At 64.0% G+C, this 19,364-nt stretch carries 19 protein-coding genes; 14 read left to right on the top strand and 5 right to left on the bottom strand.

The window, feature by feature from the left end:
• Both EI983_RS15390 and EI983_RS15385 read right to left on the bottom strand, forming a co-directional pair.
• On the bottom strand, positions 1-606 hold the full coding sequence (locus tag EI983_RS15390; protein ID WP_157709118.1) for an MlaC/ttg2D family ABC transporter substrate-binding protein: 606 nt from the start codon (positions 604-606) through the stop codon (positions 1-3).
• Positions 596-1,378 carry an MlaA family lipoprotein gene (locus tag EI983_RS15385; protein WP_246162207.1) on the bottom strand — a complete coding sequence of 261 codons (783 nt, stop codon included), beginning with the start codon at positions 1,376-1,378 and terminating at the stop codon, positions 596-598. Before EI983_RS15385 ends, EI983_RS15390 begins: the two co-directional genes overlap by 11 nt.
• A 230-nt stretch (positions 1,379-1,608) precedes the next feature.
• Between EI983_RS15385 and EI983_RS15380 the strand changes: the two genes are divergently transcribed.
• The 6 genes from EI983_RS15380 (at position 1,609) to EI983_RS15355 (ending at position 7,514) form a co-directional block, all read left to right on the top strand.
• The gene (locus EI983_RS15380; protein ID WP_157708239.1) at positions 1,609-3,342 is read left to right on the top strand and encodes a type I secretion system permease/ATPase; all 1,734 of its coding nucleotides are present in this window, start codon (positions 1,609-1,611) and stop codon (positions 3,340-3,342) included.
• Positions 3,339-4,643 carry an HlyD family type I secretion periplasmic adaptor subunit gene (locus EI983_RS15375; protein ID WP_157708238.1) on the top strand — a complete coding sequence of 435 codons (1,305 nt, stop codon included), beginning with the start codon at positions 3,339-3,341 and terminating at the stop codon, positions 4,641-4,643. The genes EI983_RS15380 and EI983_RS15375 overlap by 4 nt, the downstream gene beginning before the upstream one ends.
• Positions 4,644-4,759: 116 nt before the next feature.
• A complete protein-coding gene (locus EI983_RS15370; protein WP_157708237.1) occupies positions 4,760-5,221 on the top strand; it encodes a RidA family protein in 462 nt (153 codons plus the stop codon).
• On the top strand, positions 5,218-5,973 hold the full coding sequence (locus tag EI983_RS15365; RefSeq protein ID WP_157708236.1) for a glycerophosphodiester phosphodiesterase family protein: 756 nt from the start codon (positions 5,218-5,220) through the stop codon (positions 5,971-5,973). The genes EI983_RS15370 and EI983_RS15365 overlap by 4 nt, the downstream gene beginning before the upstream one ends.
• Before the next feature lie 51 nt (positions 5,974-6,024).
• On the top strand, positions 6,025-7,215 hold the full coding sequence (locus EI983_RS15360; protein ID WP_157708235.1) for a GNAT family N-acetyltransferase: 1,191 nt from the start codon (positions 6,025-6,027) through the stop codon (positions 7,213-7,215).
• A complete protein-coding gene (locus tag EI983_RS15355) occupies positions 7,212-7,514 on the top strand; it encodes a 4a-hydroxytetrahydrobiopterin dehydratase (RefSeq protein ID WP_157708234.1) in 303 nt (100 codons plus the stop codon). Before EI983_RS15360 ends, EI983_RS15355 begins: the two co-directional genes overlap by 4 nt.
• A 139-nt stretch (positions 7,515-7,653) precedes the next feature.
• Here EI983_RS15355 and EI983_RS15350 read toward each other — a convergent pair whose 3' ends face one another.
• Positions 7,654-8,142 (bottom strand): peroxiredoxin, encoded by a 489-nt coding sequence (locus EI983_RS15350; RefSeq protein ID WP_157708233.1) that lies wholly within the window; start codon positions 8,140-8,142, stop codon positions 7,654-7,656.
• Positions 8,143-8,230: 88 nt separating this feature from the next.
• Between EI983_RS15350 and EI983_RS15345 the strand changes: the two genes are divergently transcribed.
• The 3 genes from EI983_RS15345 to EI983_RS15335 are packed head-to-tail and all read left to right on the top strand — an operon-like array spanning position 8,231 to position 10,424.
• Positions 8,231-9,436, top strand: coding sequence for an NAD(P)/FAD-dependent oxidoreductase (locus EI983_RS15345; RefSeq protein WP_157708232.1), 1,206 nt, complete (start codon positions 8,231-8,233; stop codon positions 9,434-9,436).
• On the top strand, positions 9,433-9,978 hold the full coding sequence (gene rsmD / locus EI983_RS15340) for a 16S rRNA (guanine(966)-N(2))-methyltransferase RsmD (protein ID WP_157708231.1): 546 nt from the start codon (positions 9,433-9,435) through the stop codon (positions 9,976-9,978). Before EI983_RS15345 ends, rsmD begins: the two co-directional genes overlap by 4 nt.
• Before the next feature lie 47 nt (positions 9,979-10,025).
• Entirely contained in the window at positions 10,026-10,424 is a 399-nt protein-coding gene (locus tag EI983_RS15335; protein WP_157708230.1) for a hypothetical protein, read from the top strand.
• Positions 10,425-10,494: 70 nt separating this feature from the next.
• Here EI983_RS15335 and EI983_RS15330 read toward each other — a convergent pair whose 3' ends face one another.
• Complete coding sequence (locus tag EI983_RS15330; protein ID WP_198389316.1) at positions 10,495-11,745, bottom strand: UbiH/UbiF/VisC/COQ6 family ubiquinone biosynthesis hydroxylase; 1,251 nt, start codon at positions 11,743-11,745, stop codon at positions 10,495-10,497.
• A 52-nt stretch (positions 11,746-11,797) separates the two neighbouring features.
• Here EI983_RS15330 and EI983_RS15325 point away from each other — a divergent pair, with 52 nt between their 5' ends.
• From EI983_RS15325 to EI983_RS15310, 4 genes are all read left to right on the top strand, one after another.
• On the top strand, positions 11,798-13,132 hold the full coding sequence (locus tag EI983_RS15325; RefSeq protein WP_157708229.1) for an amidase: 1,335 nt from the start codon (positions 11,798-11,800) through the stop codon (positions 13,130-13,132).
• A 159-nt stretch (positions 13,133-13,291) separates the two neighbouring features.
• The gene (locus tag EI983_RS15320) at positions 13,292-14,467 is read left to right on the top strand and encodes an aminotransferase class I/II-fold pyridoxal phosphate-dependent enzyme (RefSeq protein ID WP_157708228.1); all 1,176 of its coding nucleotides are present in this window, start codon (positions 13,292-13,294) and stop codon (positions 14,465-14,467) included.
• 19 nt (positions 14,468-14,486) lie between these two features.
• Positions 14,487-17,360 (top strand): DNA translocase FtsK, encoded by a 2,874-nt coding sequence (locus tag EI983_RS15315; protein WP_157708227.1) that lies wholly within the window; start codon positions 14,487-14,489, stop codon positions 17,358-17,360.
• Positions 17,361-17,547: 187 nt separating this feature from the next.
• Positions 17,548-18,147 carry a LolA family protein gene (locus EI983_RS15310; RefSeq protein ID WP_157708226.1) on the top strand — a complete coding sequence of 200 codons (600 nt, stop codon included), beginning with the start codon at positions 17,548-17,550 and terminating at the stop codon, positions 18,145-18,147.
• A 35-nt stretch (positions 18,148-18,182) separates the two neighbouring features.
• Here the strand turns inward: EI983_RS15310 and EI983_RS15305 are convergent, their stop codons facing one another.
• Positions 18,183-18,767 (bottom strand): transglycosylase SLT domain-containing protein, encoded by a 585-nt coding sequence (locus tag EI983_RS15305; RefSeq protein ID WP_157708225.1) that lies wholly within the window; start codon positions 18,765-18,767, stop codon positions 18,183-18,185.
• A gap of 225 nt (positions 18,768-18,992) precedes the next feature.
• On the opposite strand from EI983_RS15305, the gene hspQ reads away from it, so the two are divergent.
• Positions 18,993-19,319, top strand: a complete 327-nt coding sequence (gene hspQ / locus EI983_RS15300) for a heat shock protein HspQ (protein WP_157709116.1) — start codon at positions 18,993-18,995, stop codon at positions 19,317-19,319.
• Positions 19,320-19,364 lie beyond the last annotated feature (45 nt).

The following is a 19,364-nucleotide window of genomic DNA, read 5'->3' as shown; positions in this document are numbered from 1 at the left end:
TCAGCCGGCCTTGTTCAGGTCCGCGATCAGGGCGTCGATATCGCCCTTGCGCTTGTCCAGCATCGCACCGATCTCGGTGCGCTCGCTCAGGCGCAGGCTCACGCCTTCGATCACCATGTCAAAGAACAGATCCTTGCCGGAACGATCCGACACCAGGAACAGCACCTCGAACGGCGCTTCGCCCTTGAGATAGGCGGTCGATTTGACCTCATGCCAGGATTTGACCTGACGCGCGCCTTTCACTTCGATGCGCCCGCCCTCGAATTCCTTGAACCGCTTGCCGTATTTGCGCGAGATATAGCCACGGAACGCCTGCACATAGGCCGATTTCTGGCTGGAACTCATCCGCTTGTAATCCGGCCCCAGGGTCGAGGCGGCGATGATGTTCACATCGCCATATTTGCGGAAGATCTTCTCGAAATCCGAGATCATGCTGCTGAGCGATTTGCCTGAGGCGATCACCAGGTTGATATCGTCCACGACCTTGCCGACAAGGGCCTTGGCCTCGGCGTCGTTCAGCGCCCAGGCACTGACGGGCATCATGGCCGCCGTAGCGCCCATGGCAGTAAGGCTCAGAAAACGGCGACGCGGAAACTCATTCATCATACGGGTCCTCATAGGGGCTGTCATACGGGTCGAGATAGGCATCCGAGCTGCCTCCGCCAAGTTCGAAGGCACGATTTTGCAGATAGATCGAGCGCGCCTGAGCGTAACTGTCGGCGCTGTCGTACAAAATGGAATCGACCGTTTCGGCATAGCGGCCCCGGTCGCTGATCCTGGACGAGACACTGGCCGCCGTCGGGATATAGCTTTCGGGAGAGGCGAGCACATAGCTCAGCGGATCGGTGAACAGATCGACGATGCGCCCGGCGGCGTCGCGCTCGGTCGAGGGGCCAAGGATCGGCAGTTCCAGATAGGCCCCTTGCGGGACGCCCCAGGCATGCAGCACCATGCCGAAATCGGCCTCGGAGGAGGCGGGCATGTTGAGCTCGGTCGCCGGGTCGAAGAAACCGCCCAGACCGATCGTGCTGTTGACGACGAAGCGATAGAGATCTTCCGTCGCTCCCTTCATGTTGCCGCGCAAGGTGTTGTTGACCACCGATTGCGGCAGCGACAGGTTGTCCGAGAAGCGGCCGACCAGGATCTCGATATCGTCCGGCATGGTCTCGCTATAGGCGATGGCCACGGGGCGGATGATCGTCTTGTCGATTTTCTTGGACCGCTCATGCACCTTGCGATTGCGCTCTTCATAGGGGTCAAACGGCTCGCCGACCGGGTGCGCCACCTTGGGTCCGCAAGCCACAAGAAGTCCCAGCCCCATCAGGGCCAGCGCGTTGCGCCATGTGCGAAAGCGGGTATCGGGGGCTGAAACAGGCAAAGCTCTATCACGAAATTAAGTGTTCACTCGGGTACATAACCCATCCCGCCTGTGAACCCAGCCGGACGGATCATCTGTGGCTGCGATTGTGGCAGAATGGCGACATTCGCGATATGTCGCAATTGCGGGGCGGCGTCAATTCGGTGGCAATACCGGGCGCCTGATATATGGTGGGCAAAACGATATAATGTCAGGATGGGCGGTGCGGCCGCACGATCCGAGAGCAGGTTATGGACAAACGCATATACAGTGCAGGACTGGACGAGCTGCGCGCGGCACGGCGCGAGAGCCGACTGCTCTACTGGTTCGTTTTCGTCTTCAGCTTCTTCGTGAATCTGCTGATGCTGACCGGTCCGCTCTACATGTTGCAGGTCTATGACCGGGTGCTGGGAAGCCGCTCGGTCGAGACGCTGATCGCGCTATCTGTGCTTGTGGCCTTCCTTTTTGCGATGATGGGTCTGCTCGATTATGCCCGCGGCCGGGTGATGGGCCGGGTTGGCGCGCGGTTTCAGGCGCGGCTCGACAAACGGGTGTTCGATGCTGTCGTGCGCCGTTCGACGCAGACAACGGACCCCACGGCCACCACCGGTCTGAGCGACCTGAGCGCGGTGCAGCGGCTGATGGCGTCGCCGGTGCTCATGGCGCTGTTCGATATTCCGTGGACCCCCTTCTTCCTGGCTGCGATCTGGATCTTTCACCCCTGGTTGGGCACGCTCGCAATTGTCGGCGGATTGCTGCTGATCCTGATCACGATAATCAACCAGTCGGTCACGCGGCGGCCGGTGGAGCGCGCCAACGCCTCGGCGGTGCAGGCCGAGCAGCTTCTAGGCCAGGTGCGCGCCGAATCGGAGATGGTGCGGGCAATGGGCATGAGCGACGCCGCCTTCCGGCGCTGGCAGGCGGCACGCGACCGGTCCATGTCCGATCAGATGTCCGCATCCGATCTTGGGGGGACATTTTCCACCATCACCCGGGCGTTCCGGCTGTTTCTGCAATCGGCGATGCTGGGCCTCGGGGCTTATCTCGTTCTCCAGCAGGAGCTGACACCGGGCGCGATGATCGCAGGCTCGATCCTGTTGGGCCGGGCGCTTGCCCCCATTGAACAGGTGATTGGCCAGTGGCCGCTGGTGCAGCGCGCGATGCGCGGCTGGGAGGATCTTGCGATGCTGCTTGGCAAGGTCCGCCCCGAAGAGCCCAAGACCCAACTGCCCCGCCCCAAGGCGAGCCTCGATGTGCAGCAACTCACGGTGGTGCCCCCGGGCGAGACCCAGCCCGCGTTGAAGATGGTCAGTTTCAAGCTGCAACCGGGGCAGGCGGTGGGTGTGATCGGCCAGTCCGGCGCGGGCAAGTCGACCCTGGCGCGCGCGCTCACCGGGGTCTGGCCGCCCGCCGGCGGCAAGATCCGGCTTGACGGGGCGTCGCTTGATCAGTTCGACCCGGAGGTGCTGGGCCGTCACATCGGCTATCTGCCGCAGCGCGTGCAGCTTTTCGAAGGCAGTATCGCCCAGAATATCGCCCGCCTCGCCGAGGTGCCGGATGACGAACAGGTGGTCACCGCCGCGCGCCGGGCGGATGCGCATGAGATGATCCTCAGCCTGCCCGACGGGTACGATACCCGTGTGACGCCAGGTGGCGGGCGGCTTTCGGGCGGGCAGATGCAGAGGATCGGCCTGGCGCGGGCCATGTATGGTGATCCGGTGATCCTGGTGCTGGACGAGCCCAATTCAAACCTCGACAACGAAGGCTCAGAAGCGGTGAACGCCGCCATTCGCGGCTTCAAGGAGGCGGGCCGGTCGATCCTGATCATGGCGCACCGTCCTGCGGCGATCAAGGAATGCGATCTGTTGCTGGTGCTCGATCATGGCCAGGTGCGCGCCTTCGGGCCCAAGGAACAGGTGCTGCGCGAGGTGCTTAAGAACCACGCCGAAGTGACCAAGAACAGCGGTCCGGGAGGGGTTCAATGAGCGCGGCACAACCCACCTGGCCCGTGCGCGGGCCGATGACCGTCGGGCTGATCGGCCTCGTGCTTTTGCTGGGCGGCTTTGGCTATTGGTCGGCGGGCACGCAGCTGTCGGGCGCGATCATCGCCAGCGGCCGGATCGAGGTGGATCAGAACCGACAGGTTGTGCAGCACCCCGATGGCGGCGTCGTGGCCGCGATCGAGGTGGATGAGGGCGACACGGTGGAGGCCGGACAGGTGCTGTTACGGCTGGATTCAACCGAGCTGGCGTCGCGCCTGGCGATCACTGAAAGCCAGTTGTTCGAGTTGATGGCGCGGCGTGGTCGGCTGGAGGCCGAGCGCGATGGCCAGCCCACGATCAGTTTCGATCCGCTGCTTCTGGAGGCGGCCGCGGAAAACCCGGATGCGGCCGATCTGATCGCCGGGCAGGAACGTCTGCTTGAGGCGCGTGCGACGTCAATCGCCCAGGAGATCGACCAATTGCAGAAGCGGCGCGGCCAGATCGAGGATCAGATCGTCGGCATCGAGGCGCAGCAAACGTCGCTCGCGCGTCAGCTTGAGTTGATCCAGCAGGAGCTGGCCGATCAGCAATCGCTGCTTGACCGGGGCCTTGCGCAGGCCACGCGCGTGCTCAGCCTGCAACGTGAAGAGGCGCGTCTGGCCGGGGTGTCGGGCGAGTTGACCGCGCAAAAGGCGCAGGCGGCGGGCCGGATCACCGAGATCGACGTGGAAATCATCAAGCTCGGAACGCGGCGCCGCGAAGAGGCGATCAGCACCCTGCGCGATCTGCAGTTCCGCGAACTTGAGCTGCGCGAAGAGCGCCGCGCGCTGATCGAGAGGATGGCCCGGCTGGAAATCACCGCTCCGGTCAGCGGGGTTGTCTATGGATTGCGCATCTTTGCGCTGAGATCGGTTGTTCAGGCGGCCGAACCGGTGCTGTTTGTGGTGCCGCAGGACCGGCCGCTGATCATCAACGCGCAGGTGGAGCCCATCCACATCGACAAGATTTATCTCGGGCAGGATGTTACCCTGCGTTTCTCCGCGCTTGATCAGCGTCAGACACCCGAGTTGACCGGGCAAGTTGTGCAGATCTCGGCGGATGCCTTTCAGGACGAAGCCACGCTGCAAAGCTATTACCGCGCCGAGATCGTTCTGAGCGAAGGAGAGCAGGCCCGCTTGCCGGAAGGGACAACGCTTATCCCCGGTATGCCGGTCGAGGCGTTTATCCGCACGGAGGATCGCACGCCCATTGCCTATCTGGTGAAACCTCTGGCAGATTATTTTGCCAAGGCGCTGCGTGATTGAGAAAATTCGTACGAATTTTCTTTGGCTGAGATTTTTCGTACGAAAAATCTTTTTACCCGTTCAAAGTTCGGCCCGTACGATCTAACGTCGCGCGAAAATCCAATGGGAGACCAGTTATGGGAAAGTTTGAATCGCGCCTTGCCGAGATGGGCATCACCCTGCCCGAAGCTCCGGCACCTGCCGCCAACTACGTGCCTTATGTGCAGGTCGGCGACATGGTTTATGTCTCGGGCCAGATTGCCAAGGATGGCGATACGCTGCTCACCGGCAAACTTGGCGATGACATGGACACCGCCGCGGGGGCCGAGGCAGCCAAGGTCTGCGCCATCGCCCTTCTGGCCCAGGTCAAGGCGGCCTGTGGCGGTGATCTTGACCGGCTCGTGCGGGTGGTCAAACTGACCGGCTTTGTCAACTCCACCCCCGATTTCACCGAGCAGCCCGCCGTGATCAACGGGGCGTCGAACCTGATCGGAGACGCACTGGGCGATGCGGGCAAACATGCGCGTGCTGCGGTGTCCGCGCCTTCGCTGCCCTTTGGTGTCGCGGTTGAAATCGACGGTGTGTTCCAGATCAAATGACGCGCCTTCCGCCCGCGTTTTTCCAGGCCCCGTTGGCGCATCGGGCGCTGCATGACGTTACCGACCATCGCCCCGAAAACTCGCGCGCGGCGATCCGGGCGGCGATGGCGCGCGGTTATGGAATCGAAATGGACCTGCAGCTCAGCCATGATGGCCGGGCGATGGTGTTTCATGACTACGACATGCGGCGTCTGACGGGAGAGCCCGGACCGATCCGTCAGCGCTCTGCCGCCGAGCTGGCCCGGGTCCCGCTGCTGGGCGGGGACGAGGGCATTCCAGGCTTTGCCGAGGTGCTGGCGCTGGTCGCGGGCCAGGTGCCGCTGCTGGTGGAACTGAAAGATCAGCACGGCCAGATGGGCGTCACAGACGGCACGCTGGAAAGGGCGGTAGCCACTGATCTCAAAGGATATTCCGGTGATGTGGCTCTGATGTCCTTCAATCCCAATTCGGTGGCGCTTCTGGCCGAGCTGGTGCCGGACAGGCCGCGCGGCATCGTCACCTGTGACTACCCTGCCGAGGACTGGCCGCTCTTGCGCGAAGAGACGCGCGCGCATCTGCGGGGCGTGCCGGATTACGACCGCGCGCAGGCGAGTTTCATCAGCCATGAGGTGATTGACCTGGCCAATCCCCGGGTGGCTGCGCTCAAGGCGCAGGGGGCCAACGTGCTGTGCTGGACGGTTACCTCGCCCGAGCAGGAAGCCGAGGCGCGCAGGATTGCCGATAACATCACCTTTGAGGGCTATCTGGCTTGAACTTGGCAGCCTGAGACACAGGTTGAGCGGCAGGCGGAGGGCGGCGATGCAATGGATGGCGGCGCGGAGATCACGATCAGCACCCATGAAAACCTTGGCGCGATTGCCGAGGCGGATTGGAATGCGTGCGCCTGCCCGGATGTGTCGGACGGGGGCCGTCCGCAGGACCCTTTCACCACCTACCGTTTCCTGAAAGCGCTGGAAGACAGCGGCTCTGTCGGGACCGGCACGGGCTGGCAACCCCTTTATTTAACAGCAGAAAAAGCCGGTCAGGTGATCGGATGCGCGCCGCTTTACGGCAAGAGCCACAGCCAGGGCGAATATATTTTCGACCACAACTGGGCGCATGCCTATGAGCGGGCGGGGGGGCGTTATTATCCCAAATTGCAGATCGCGGTGCCCTTCACACCGGCCACGGGCCGCCGTTTTCTGACCCGCCCGGGCCATGAGGCGGAGGGGCGTGCGGCGTTGATTCAGGGTGCGGTGCAGGTGGCCGAGCGCAACCATATCTCATCGCTGCATGTCACCTTTTGCACCGAGGAAGAGCGCATAGCGGGTGGTGCGATGGGCCTTTTGGAGCGCGTAACCCAACAGTTTCATTGGGAAAATCGGGGCTATGCGGATTTTGACGCCTTTCTTTCCGCGCTCAGTTCGCGCAAACGCAAGGCCATCCGCAAGGAGCGCCGACAGGCCCAGAATTTCGGCGGGAATATCAGACAGTTAACCGGTGATCAGATCGCGCCGGAGCATTGGGATGCGGTCTGGACCTTCTATCAGGATACCGGTGCGCGGAAATGGGGAACGCCCTATCTGACACGCGCGTTTTTCGAGATCGCGCATGAAAAACTGCGTGATGACATCCTGCTGATTCTGGCCGAGCGGGACGGTATGCCCGTTGCCGGTGCGATGAACATGATCGGACGAAACGCCCTTTATGGCCGCTATTGGGGCTGCGTTGAACACCACCCCTGCCTACATTTCGAACTGTGCTATTATCAGGCCATCGATTATGCAATTGCCCAAGGATTACAATGCGTTGAAGCGGGCGCGCAGGGGGAGCACAAGCTGGCGCGGGGCTATCTTCCGGTCAGCACGCATTCGCTGCACTGGATCGCTGATCCGGGTTTCGCGCGGGCGATTGACGACTATTTAACGGCTGAACGGGCGGCGGTGGATCAGGACATCGAGGTTCTGACCAGCTATGGCCCGTTCAAGACACCCCATGAGGAGGAACACGAATGACCGAACGCCTGAGCGACACGGCCCGCAAGACCACGCTGCAGCCGCTGTTGGAAAGTGGTTGGGAGCTGGACGATACCCGGGATGCGATCAAGAAAACGTTCAAATTCAGTGATTTCGTGGAAGCCTTTGGGTTCATGACCCGCGCCGCCATCTGGGCGGAGAAGTGGAACCATCACCCCGAGTGGTTCAATGTCTACAACCGCGTCGAGGTGCTGTTGACCACCCATGACGTCAAGGGGCTGAGTGCGCTGGACGTGAAACTGGCGCGCAAGATGGATACCCTGCTGGGCGAATTGTAACGCGCCGAATTTTGTACGTTTTGTACAAAATGACCCCCTGTTTTGTACAAAACGCGGATCGCGGCAATCTGTCGCCCGGCCCGTCACGCCCGGGAGAGGCAGCGGCCCCGGATCGGGTCCGGGGCGCGCGCGGATAAATTCAGAGCGCCTTGAGCAGCGCCTCGCCGCCCGAGACTTCGCAGACGCCGGGGCTTTCCTCGGCGTGAAGCACGGTCACCTTGCCGTCCTCGACCACCATCGCGTAGCGCTTGGAGCGGTCGATCAGTCCGGCGGGGGGCGCGGAGAAGTCCATCCCGATGGCTTTGGTGAAGGCGGCTTCGGCATCGCCCAGCATGGTGATGCCTGCGTCCGACGCGCCGGTGTCCTTGCCCCAGGCCTTCATCACGAAGGGGTCATTGACCGACACGCAGATGATCTCGTCCACGCCTTTGGCGTCGAACTCGGATTTGGTGCGCACGAAGCTGGGCACGTGGGCGGAATGGCACGTGGGGGTGTAGGCCCCCGGCACGGCGAAGATCACCACTTTGCGGCCCTTGGTCTTGTCGGCCAGATTGATCTGTTCCGGCCCGTCGGCCCCCATGTGGCCCAGTGTGGCATCGGGCAGTGTGTCGCCTACAGAAATCGTCATGTCGGTCCCCTGTTCGGTGATTGCGTTTGTCTCTGGCAAGGATATAGGGTCGGTTCGCGGAACTGACCATGAAAAATCGGAGGGCGTCATGGGAGATGTGGTGGTCATCGGGGCAGGGCAGGCCGGATCGTCCTGCGTGGCCAAGCTGCGCGCCGGAGGGTTTGACGGCAAGATCACCCTGATCGGCGCCGAGGCGGCACCGCCCTATCAGCGCCCGCCCCTGTCGAAGAAGTACCTGCTGGGCGAGATGGAGCTGGAGCGGCTCTATCTGCGGCCGGAAAGCTTTTATGCCGAGAACGGGATCGACCTGCATCTGAGCGAGGAGGTCACGGCGATTGATCGCGATGCGAAGGCGGTGATCGCAGGGGGCCAGAGCGTGCCCTATGATCATCTGGTGCTGACCACCGGATCGGTGCCGCGGCGGTTGCCTGCGGCCATCGGCGGGGCGCTGGAGGGCGTGCATGTGGTGCGCGATCTGCGCGACGTGGATGCGATGGCGCCGGACGTGGTCGAGGGCGCGCGCTGCCTGATCGTGGGGGGCGGCTATATCGGGCTGGAAGCGGCGGCGGTCTGTGCCAGCAAGGGCGTCAAAGTGACCCTGGTGGAGATGGCCGAGCGGATCCTACAACGGGTGGCGGCACCGGAAACCTCAAATTATTTCCGGGAGTTGCATAAGTCGCACGGGGTGGACATCCGTGAAGGCGTAGGGCTGGACAGGCTCACCGGCGAGGGCCGGGTGAGTGGTGCGATCCTGGGTGACGGGACCACATTGGAGGTGGATTTTGTCATCGTTGGGGTGGGGATCACCCCCGCGACCGCGCTGGCTGAGGCGGCGGGGCTGGACATTGAGAATGGCATCAAGGTGAACGCGCTGGGCCAGACCAGCGACCCGAGCATCTGGGCCGCGGGCGATTGTGCGTCCTTCCCGCATGGCGACGGGATGCTGCGGCTGGAGAGCGTGCCCAATGCGATCGATATGGCCGAATGTGTGGCCGAGAACATCATGGGCGCGGGCAAGACCTATGTCCCGCAGCCGTGGTTCTGGTCGGATCAGTATGACGTGAAGCTTCAGATCGCGGGGCTGAATACCGGCTATGACCGGGTGGTGACGCGGGACGGGGGGGATGGCATCTCGTTCTGGTACTTTGCCGGGGAGCGGCTTCTGGCGGTCGATGCGGCCAATGACGCGCGCGCTTATATGGTGGGCAAGCGGTTGATCGACATGGGCAAATCCGCCTCGCCCGAGGTGGTCGGAGACCCGGAGGCCGATCTCAAGGCGCTGTTGCGCGCGTGAGGATCATTGGCGGCGCGTTTCGCGGCCGGCGGCTGGCATCCGTTGGCAAGGGGGACGCGGCGGCGCATTTGCGGCCCACGGCGGACCGGGTGCGCGAGAGCCTGTTCAACATCCTGATGGGGCGCGGCGCGGTGGAGGGCGCGCGGGTGCTGGACCTGTTTGCCGGGACGGGTGCGCTGGGGCTGGAGGCGGCCTCTCGCGGGGGGGCGCATGTGACCTTTGTCGAGACGGGCCGGGCGTCGCTCAAACTGCTGAGGCAAAATATCGGGTTATGCGGCGTTGAGGCGGAGGTTCTGACGCGTGATGCGCGGCGGCTGGGACCGTGTCCGGGGGCGGGCTATGACCTGATTTTCCTCGATCCGCCCTATGGCAAGGGTCTGGGCGAGGCTGCTTTGGAGGCGGTGCATTCGGGCGGCTGGATCGCGCCGGGCGCGCTGATCGTCTGGGAGGAAGGCGGGGCGGTGGCGGCGCCCGACTGGCTGACGCTTGAGGATGAGCGGCGCTATGGGGATACGGTCATGCGGTTGTTCACCGCCGATTAACCCTCGTTTGCGAGCCTGTCGGGGAGGTTGCCCCGGAGGAGAATCGCATGAGGCCGAACCGCCACCCCGCCGATGAAATCGGAGATATTCGCCGTGATATCAAGGCGTTGAAGGCCCGCGAAGCGGCGCTGCGCAAGCTGTTGCTGCACGGGCCGGAGGAGGTGTGCGGAGAGGCGCATCAGGTTTCTCTGCATCGTTCGAGACGGCGGGTTCTGTGCCGGGAGAAGCTGCCGGCGGCGGTGCTGAACAACCCGGCCTATTGGGAGGAGCGGGAGACGGTGACGGTGGTGTGCAGGCCGTTGACGACCAGAGCGCCTGATCCTGCGCCTGCGCCTGCGCTGGTGTTGCGGGCGACACGTCCGGGCGATCCGGTGGAGGATTGGGAGACGGCGGAATTTGAGGTGATCGAGAGGGAGGAGCCCCCGCGCCGACATGCGGCGATGTAGGCGCTGCCGCTCTTCGGGCCCTGACGTGCCCGCCTCGCGAGGCCGACACGCAAGGGGCGGATGAGCGGCCCTAACGCATCAGCGCGGGCAGCTCTCCGGTCAGCCCTGCCGCTTCGCGGATAAAGGCGCGGCGCAGGCCGGGCATAGCGCCAAGCGCGCCCATGCCGAGGTCCCGCCCGAGGCGCAGCAGGGGATTGTCGTTTGAAAACAGTTTGTTGGTGAGGTCCGTGGCCATGGCCAGCGTGGCCGTGTCAAACCGGCGCCATTGCTGATACCGGGCCAGCACATCGGGTGCGGCGAAATCCTCGCCGCGGGTGCGCGCCTCGCTGAGCACCTGGGTGAGTGCCGCCACATCGCGCAGACCGGCATTGAGCCCCTGGCCCGCGATCGGGTGCATCCCATGCGCGGCGTCGCCGATCAGCGCCAGCCGGTCGGCCACGAAGCTGTTGGCGATGGTCAGGCCCAGCGGATAGGTGAACCGTTTGCCCTTGAGCGCGATGTCGCCCAGAAAATCGCCGAAGCGCGGGCGCAGAACCTGCATGAACTCGGCATCGCTGAGCGCGGCGAACTCGGCGGCGGTCTCGGCCGTTTCCGACCAGACGATGGAGCTGACATTGCCCGGCAAAGGCAGGATCGCCAGCGGTCCGGGGGGCATGAAGAACTGATGCGCGATGCCGTGATGCGGCTGGTCATGCGCCACCGCAGCCACCAGCGCGGTCTGGCCATAGTCCCAGCCGGTGCGCTGAATGCCCGCGCGTTGTGCCGTGCCCGAGCTGCGCCCGTCGGACCCGATGAGCAGCCCGCCGGCAAGCACCTTGCCCGAGGCCAGGGTAAGGGTGACGCCGCCCGCATCAACCGATTGACCGACAACGGTTTCTTTCGAAACCTGTGTGATGCCGGGCGTCTCAGCCATAGCCTCCAGAAAGGCGCGGCGCAGGTAGCGGTCCTCGACCATGTGGCCCATCGGGCCTTCTTCGATCTCGGCGTGGTCGAAATGCAGGAAGAAGGGGGCCGGGCCTTCGCCCGCGCGCCCGTCGGAGACCTTGATTTCCAGCATGGGCTGGGCGTGATCCGCCACGCGCTCCCAGATACCGATGGCCTTCAGCAGCCGCACCGAGGCCAGAGCCAGAGCATAGGCGCGCCCGTCGAACCCGGCATCCTTGCGGGTGGCTTCGGGCAGGGTGTCGATCACTGTCACGGTGAACCCGGCCTGTGCCAGGGCGAGCGCCTGGGCGGGGCCGTTCAGCCCGCCGCCGACGATGAGGATATCCGCGTTGCGTGTCATGCGCTTCAATATGGCCAGCGGTGCGGGATTGTCCATGGGACGCGCTGCCGCTACCGTCGCGGGCAAATGTCGCAAGGGAGGGCGCGGGATGCAGGAGTGGCTGAGCAGAAGTGCGGGGGATCTGGGCCGGGAGATCGGCGCGGGAGAGATTGACCCCGTGGCGCTGACCGAGACCTATCTCGGGGCCATCGCGGCGCATGCGGATACGCCACGCATCTATTCAGCGGTGACGGCCGAGCGCGCGCGGGCCGAAGCCGCAGCGGCGGCAGAGCGGGCCCGGGCCGGGCAGCGGCGGGGGCTGCTCGACGGGGTGCCGGTGAGCTGGAAGGATTTGTTTGACAGCGCGGGCACGGCGACGGAGGCGGGCTCCAACCTGCTGAGCGGGCGGGTGCCGGGGCGCGACGCGGAGGTGCTGAACAACGCCACGGCGGCGGGGCTGGTCTGCCTTGGCAAGACCCATATGAGCGAGCTGGCCTTTTCCGGGCTGGGGCTGAACCCGCAGACGGCGACGCCGCCTTGTGTGAACGATCCGAAGGCGGTGCCGGGGGGGTCGTCCTCGGGGGCGGCGGCCAGCGTGGCCTTTGGCCTGGCAGCGACGGGCATCGGGTCGGACACGGGCGGGTCGGTGCGTATCCCGGCGGCGTGGAATGACCTGGTGGGGCTGAAGACGACGGCGGGCCGCGTGTCCCTGCAGGGGGTTGTGCCGCTCTGCGCGCGGTTCGATACGGTGGGGCCGCTGGCGCGGTCGGTCGAGGATTGCGCGCTGATGCTGGCGGCGCTGGAGGGCGGCAAGGCCGCCGATCTGCGCGGTGCGTCGCTGAAGGGGGTGCGACTGGCGGCGTTGCAGAACGTGGTTCTGGAGGATGTGCGCGCCGCGCCGATGGCCGGATACGAGGCGGCGGTTGCCCGGCTCAGGGATGCGGGCGCGGAGGTGGAGCCGCTGGAGGCCCCGGAGGTGGACGAGGCGATGCCGCTTTCGGGTATCCTATATACATCAGAGGCTTACGGGACATGGGCGACCGAGATCGAGGCGGCGCCCGAGAAGATGTTCGCGCCGATCCTGGAGCGGTTCAGGTCGGGCAAGGGCTTTTTGGCTTCCGATTACGTGGCGGCCTGGCACAGGCTTGACGGGTTGCGCGCAGACTGGGCGGCGCGGGTGGCGGGGTATGACGCGGTGATCATGCCCACCGCGCCCAACCTGCCCCCCGATGCGGACCGGTTGATGACCGATGAGGCGTATTACCTGACCGAGAACCTGCTGGCCTTGCGCAATACGCGGGTGGGCAACCTGATGGGACTGAGTGCGGTCACGCTGCCGACGGGTGTGCCGAGCACGGGGGTGATGCTGTGCGGGCGGGCCTTTGGGGAAGAGGCGCTTTTGCGCGTCGCAGCCGCCTGTGAAGCAGCGTTGCGCCAAGGGTAAGCCTTTGGAATCGAGTATTTTTGGAACAATGAAAGGCAAATGGGTAAAAAGGCCACAAATTCCGCTTTGGAGGCGGTTTTTGTTGGACGAAACCGGGCGCATTGGGTAATTTCGGGGAAACGGGGCGGCAAATGACCCCGGCAACTGAGGCAGTTTTGGATGTTCCCCGAGCGGTTTTCGAACCTACCGGCCTATGCGTTTCCGCGCCTGCGGAGCCTGCTTGACGCCCATGCGCCGGGCGGCGAGGTGGTGCATATGACCATCGGGGAGCCGAAACATGCCTTCCCGCCTTTCGTGATGGATGTGATCGCGCGCCATGCCGAAGGGTTCGGGCAGTATCCGGTGAATGAAGGGCATGAGGGGTTGCTGGCCGCGATTTGCGGCTGGGTGCAGCGGCGCTATGGCGTGGAGCTTGAGCCCGGGCAGGTGATGGCGCTGAACGGGACGCGCGAGGGGCTCTATAACGCGATGATGGCGCTTTGCCCCGAGACCAAGGGGGGCGCCGTGCCGAAGGTGCTGCTGCCGAATCCGTTTTACCAGGTCTATATGGTGGCGAGCCTGAGTGTGGGGGCGGAGCCGGTGTTTTTGCCTGCGACGCGCGAAACGGGGTATCTGCCCGACTTTTCGGCGGTGAGCGAGGATGTGCTGAACCGGGTGGCGGTGGTCTATCTGTGTTCGCCCAGCAATCCGCAGGGGGCGGTGGCCAGCCGCGCCTATTGGCGCGAGCTGATCGGCCTGGCGGAGCGCTATGATTTCAAGGTGTTTGCCGACGAGTGCTATTCGGAGATCTATCGCGGAGAGGCGCCTGCGGGTGCGATGCAGGTGGCGCGCGAGATGGGCGCGGACCCGGAGCGCGTGGTGATCTTTCACAGCCTGTCCAAGCGGTCGAACCTGCCGGGGCTGCGCAGCGGTTTCGTGGCCGGGGGGCCGGAGACGATCCGGCGGATGCGCCAGCTTCGCGCCTATGCCGGGGCACCCCTGCCGATGCCGCTGCAATATGCGGCCGAGGCGGCCTGGCTCGACGAGGGGCATGTGGCCGAGAACCGGCGGCTCTATCAGGAGAAATACGCCCGCGCCGATCAGATCATGCGCGGCGTGCCGGGATATCAGGGGCCGGAGGCGGGGTTTTTCCTTTGGCTGCCGGTGGAGGATGGCGAGACCGCGGCGTTGCGGCTTTGGCAGGAAACCGGCGTGCGGGTATTGCCCGGCGCTTACCTGAGCAAGGAGACCCGGGGCACGAGCCCCGGTCACGGATATATCCGGGTCGCCATGGTGGCCCCAACAGAAGAGATGGCGCACGGGCTGACCCGCCTGCGTGACTGTCTTTACAAATGAACTGAGGACGAGGGACGATATGGCTTATCAGACACGCGGGCGCGACCCCCTGTTGGACAGCAACATGGCCGAGGCCATTGAAAAGCGCGGCAAGGAATTGCTGGGGCTTTGCCTGTTGGCCGTGGCGGTGGCAGCGGCGGCGATGATCTGGTCCTATCACCCGGACGATCCGAGCTGGCGGTCGGCCACCGATGCGCCGGTGCGCAACCTGTTGGGCGCGACCGGGGCGGCGATTGCGGCACCGCTTTTCATGATCGTGGGTTGGGGCGCCTGGGGGCTGGCCATCGTGCTGGGGGCCTGGGGGCTGAGGTTTGCGCTGCATTGGGGGCAGGAACGGGCCATTGGGCGGCTGATCTTTGCGCCGATCTGGATCGCGCTTTTGTCGATGTATGCGTCCTCTCTTTTGCCGGGCGAGACGTGGTCGAACGCGCATAGCTTCGATTATGGCGGCATGTTCGGCGAGATGGCGCTGGGCGCTGTGCTGGGTATTCTGCCCATCAGCGCCACGACGGGGCTGAAGCTGGTTTCGGTGGTGCTGGCTGGGCTGATGCTGTGGCTCGGGTCGTATGTGCTGGGCTTTACGCGGGCCGAGGTGACGCGCCTTGGCCGGTTCCTGCTGGTCAGTGTGATCATGACCTATGCGATGATCATGACCGTGCTGGGCCGGGGTGCGGCGGGGCTGGCCGCGGGTGCGCAGGCGATGAAACTGCGCAATGACGAGCGCCGGGCGCTGAAAGCGGAGGAGGCCGGACGCCGTGAGGCGGAGCTGCGGGCCGAACGCGCCGTGGCCGAGCCGCGCGTGGTGCGCTATCGCGAGCCGTCGCTGGAGGATGTGCTGGACGACGACAGTCTTGAGCCGGAGCTGGAGGAAAAGCCGGGCGGGTTGAGGGCGCTGATGCCGTCGCTGATGCGCAAGCCGGTGCAGATGCCCCAGGCCGAGTTGGTGGAAACCGAAGTGGTGGCCGAGGATATGGAGGCCCCGGGCGAGGATCGGATCAGGTCGCGGATTGCCGATGTGATCAAGAACCGCGTGCGCCAGACGCCGAAATTGCAGATCAACGAGGTGGCCCCGCTGACCAAAGGGCGGGGGCGCGGGCCCGATCCGCTGGTGCTGAACACCGAACGGCCGAACGCCCTGCCGCCGGAGCCGCCGCTGACCGCGGCGCATGCGCTGCCGCCGGAGCCGCCGATGAGCGCGGTGCCGCGCCAGCCCGATCCGCTGGATGAGCTGTTGCCGGAGCCGGGGGCGCAGAGCGTGCAGATCCCCGTGGCCGAGCCGCGCAAGGTGGTGCAGCACCCGCCGAAGAAAGCGCCGCAACCGTCGAGCCAGGCCCGTGCCGAGGCGCAGCCCGCGTTGCAGTTCGAGGACAAACCGTCGGTGGAATACGAGCTGCCGCCGCTGAGCCTTTTGAGCAATCCGGTGAATATCCAGCGTCATCATCTGAGCGACGAGGCGTTGGAGGAAAACGCGCGGATGCTGGAAAACGTGCTGGATGATTACGGCGTGAAGGGCGAGATCGTGAGCGTGCGGCCCGGCCCCGTTGTCACCATGTATGAGCTGGAGCCGGCACCGGGGTTGAAAGCCTCCCGCGTGATTGGTTTGGCCGATGATATAGCGCGGTCGATGAGCGCGTTGAGCGCACGGGTCAGCACCGTGCCGGGGCGGTCGGTGATCGGGATTGAGCTGCCCAATGAAAACCGCGAGATGGTGGTGCTGCGCGAGCTGCTTTCCACCCGGGATTTCGGCGACAGCAACATGAAGCTGCCGCTGGCGCTGGGCAAGGACATCGGCGGGGATCCGGTGGTGTCCTCGCTGGCGAAGATGCCGCACCTGCTGATCGCGGGGACGACCGGATCGGGGAAATCCGTGGCGATCAACACGATGATCCTGAGCCTGCTTTACAAGCTGACGCCGGAGGATTGCCGTCTGATCATGATCGACCCGAAGATGCTGGAACTGAGTGTTTATGACGGCATTCCGCATCTGCTGAGCCCGGTTGTGACCGACCCGAAGAAGGCCGTGGTGGCGCTGAAATGGGTCGTGGGCGAGATGGAAGACCGCTATCGCAAGATGTCCAAGATGGGCGTGCGGAATATCGACGGGTACAATGGCCGCGTCGCCGAGGCGCTGGCCAAGAACGAGATGTTCAGCCGCACGGTGCAGACGGGTTTTGATGACGAGACCGGCGAGCCGGTATTCGAGACCGAAGAGATCGTGCCCGAGAAGATGCCCTATATCGTCGTGATCGTCGATGAGATGGCCGACCTGATGATGGTGGCGGGCAAGGAGATCGAGGCCTGTATCCAGCGGCTGGCGCAGATGGCGCGGGCGAGCGGAATTCACCTGATCATGGCCACGCAGCGCCCGTCGGTCGACGTGATCACCGGCACGATCAAGGCCAACTTCCCCACGCGGATCAGCTTCCAGGTGACGTCGAAAGTGGACAGCCGGACCATTCTGGGCGAGATGGGGGCCGAGCAGCTTCTGGGCATGGGCGACATGCTGTATATGGCGGGCGGAGGTAAAATCACCCGCTGTCACGGCCCGTTTGTGTCGGACGAGGAAGTGGAAGAGGTGGTCAACAATCTGAAAGCCTATGGCCCGCCGGATTATGTGGGTGGCGTGGTCGATGGGCCGGAAGAGGAGAAGGTCAGCAATATCGACGCGGTTCTGGGCCTTGGCGGCAATACCGATGGCGAGGATGCGCTTTATGACCAGGCGGTGCAGATCGCGATCACCGACCGGAAATGCTCGACCTCGTATATCCAGCGGAAACTGGCGATCGGCTATAACAAGGCCGCGCGTCTGGTGGAGCAGATGGAGGATGAGGGCGTCGTGAGTGCCGCGAACCATGTCGGCAAGCGCGAAATTCTGGTGCCGGAGCAGCATTGAGCAACCTGGCTCAGATGCGCCAACAGGCCGGTTAACAGCGCCGAAGGCGCCCGGCCATAGCCAGCCCCCTATCTGGGCTGGCTATGGGCCGGGCGCACCAAAACGCGGGCATGTTATTGCCTAGCAGCCCGTCTTTCCCCACATGTCAGGGGTGTAATCCACGCAGACACAGCATAGGTAAGTTTGCATGACCCTGTTTCGTACCCTTGTGGCCGCAGCACTTGTCGTTGCCAGCCCTGCCACCGCTGAAAAGCTCTCGTTGAACGAGATTTCCCGTTATCTGAACGGCATGAAAACCGCCACGGGCGAGTTCACCCAGATCAACGATGATGGCACGATCTCGACCGGCCAGATTTTCATCAAGCGCCCCGGCCGGGTGCGGTTTGAGTATAACCCGCCGGAAAAGATACTGGTGGTGGCCGATGGCGACACGGTGGGGATCATCGACCCCAAGTCCAACACCGGGCCCGAGGCCTATCCGCTGCACCGCACGCCGCTGAAGATCATCCTGGCGCGCAACGTGAACCTCGGGCAGGAGCGGATGGTGATGGGCCACAGCTCGGACGGGAAAACCACGACGGTGAGGGCGCAGGACCCGGAGCATCCGGAATATGGCAATATCGAGCTGGTCTTTACCGCCAACCCGGTGGAGCTTCGCCAGTGGGTGATCAATGACGACGCGGGCAGCCGCACGACGGTGGTGCTGGGTGACCTGAAGACGGGTGTGCGGATCGACGACGGTGAGTTCGTGATCCCCGGAAAGGGTAGCGGGTCGGCCCGCGATTGAGACAAGGGCGGGTGGGGTGCGCCCACCCGACGCGATCAGCGGCAGCGGCGCAGCTGTGACTGATACATCTTCGAGCGTTCCTCGACACTGCCGGAGACACGGACAAGCCAGGGCTTGCTGTTGTAGGAGCCCCGGGCAAAGCCGCTGCGGCCCTCGTGATAGGCCAGATACTGGTTGCGCGCATCGGTCAGCGGAATGCCAAGCCGGTCTCGGCTGCCGTTCATGTACCAGCCCATGAAGTCGGTGGCATCCCGGATGCTGTTGCGGCGTGAACGGGTGCGGCCGGTGTCCTTCTGGTATTCTTCCCAGGTGCCATCCAGCGCCTGGCTGTAGCCATAGGCCGAGCTTTGGCGGCCCATCGGGATCACGCCCAGCACATAGCGGAAGGGGGTGCGCGCCTCGGCGTCGAATTTGCTTTCCTGATGGATGGTGGCCATCTGCACATGCATCGGCACGCCCCATTTGCGTTCGGTCGCACGGAAGGCGCGTTTGTAATCGGGGTTGGCGCGCAGGATCGCACAGGCGTCATCCAGTTGGTTGGACGACACACCGGGGCCGGATCGCCCGCCGCAGGATGCCACCAGCAGCAGGATCATCAATACGCGAAGAGTTCTGCTCATCTGCCTCTCGCTCGTTTTGTTTTCCTTGAGTCTATCGCAAAGCGCGATCCGGGGGAATGGTAAATGCCGGGTCGGCCGGTCTGGCGGCGAAATTGTGAAGATCAGGTAGGCGGAAACCCACTGTTAAGGCCGTTTCCACAGTTTGTTTCCGACAAAATTGGCCTCAGAGGTTGGACAAAGGGCAACGGAAAAGACTAATGTGCGGGTCGAGGGGCTGAATCAATGATGTTAAAATCGCGCGCAAAGTACCATTTGGGCCAGGTTGTCCGCCATAAGAAACATCCCTTTCGGGGGGTGATCTTTGACGTGGATCCGGAGTTTTCCAATACCGAGGAATGGTATGACGCCATTCCCGAGGACAGCCGTCCAGAGAAGGAACAGCCGTTTTACCATCTGCTCGCCGAGAATGATCAGAGCTACTATGTGGCCTATGTGAGTGAGCAGAACCTGGTGGCGGATTATTCCGGGGAGCCGGTGGACCATCCGGATATCCCGGACCTGTTCGGGCCTTTTCAGGACGGGCATTACCCGCTGCATTTCCAGCTGAATTGAAGATAAGTCAAACCGGCGAAGGTGCGTGAAATCACGCACCCTACG

This window comes from Roseovarius faecimaris (assembly GCF_009762325.1).
Taxonomy (GTDB): domain Bacteria; phylum Pseudomonadota; class Alphaproteobacteria; order Rhodobacterales; family Rhodobacteraceae; genus Roseovarius; species Roseovarius faecimaris.
The sequence above is the reverse complement of the archived record's forward strand: the minus strand, read 5'-3'. Positions and strand labels throughout refer to the sequence as shown.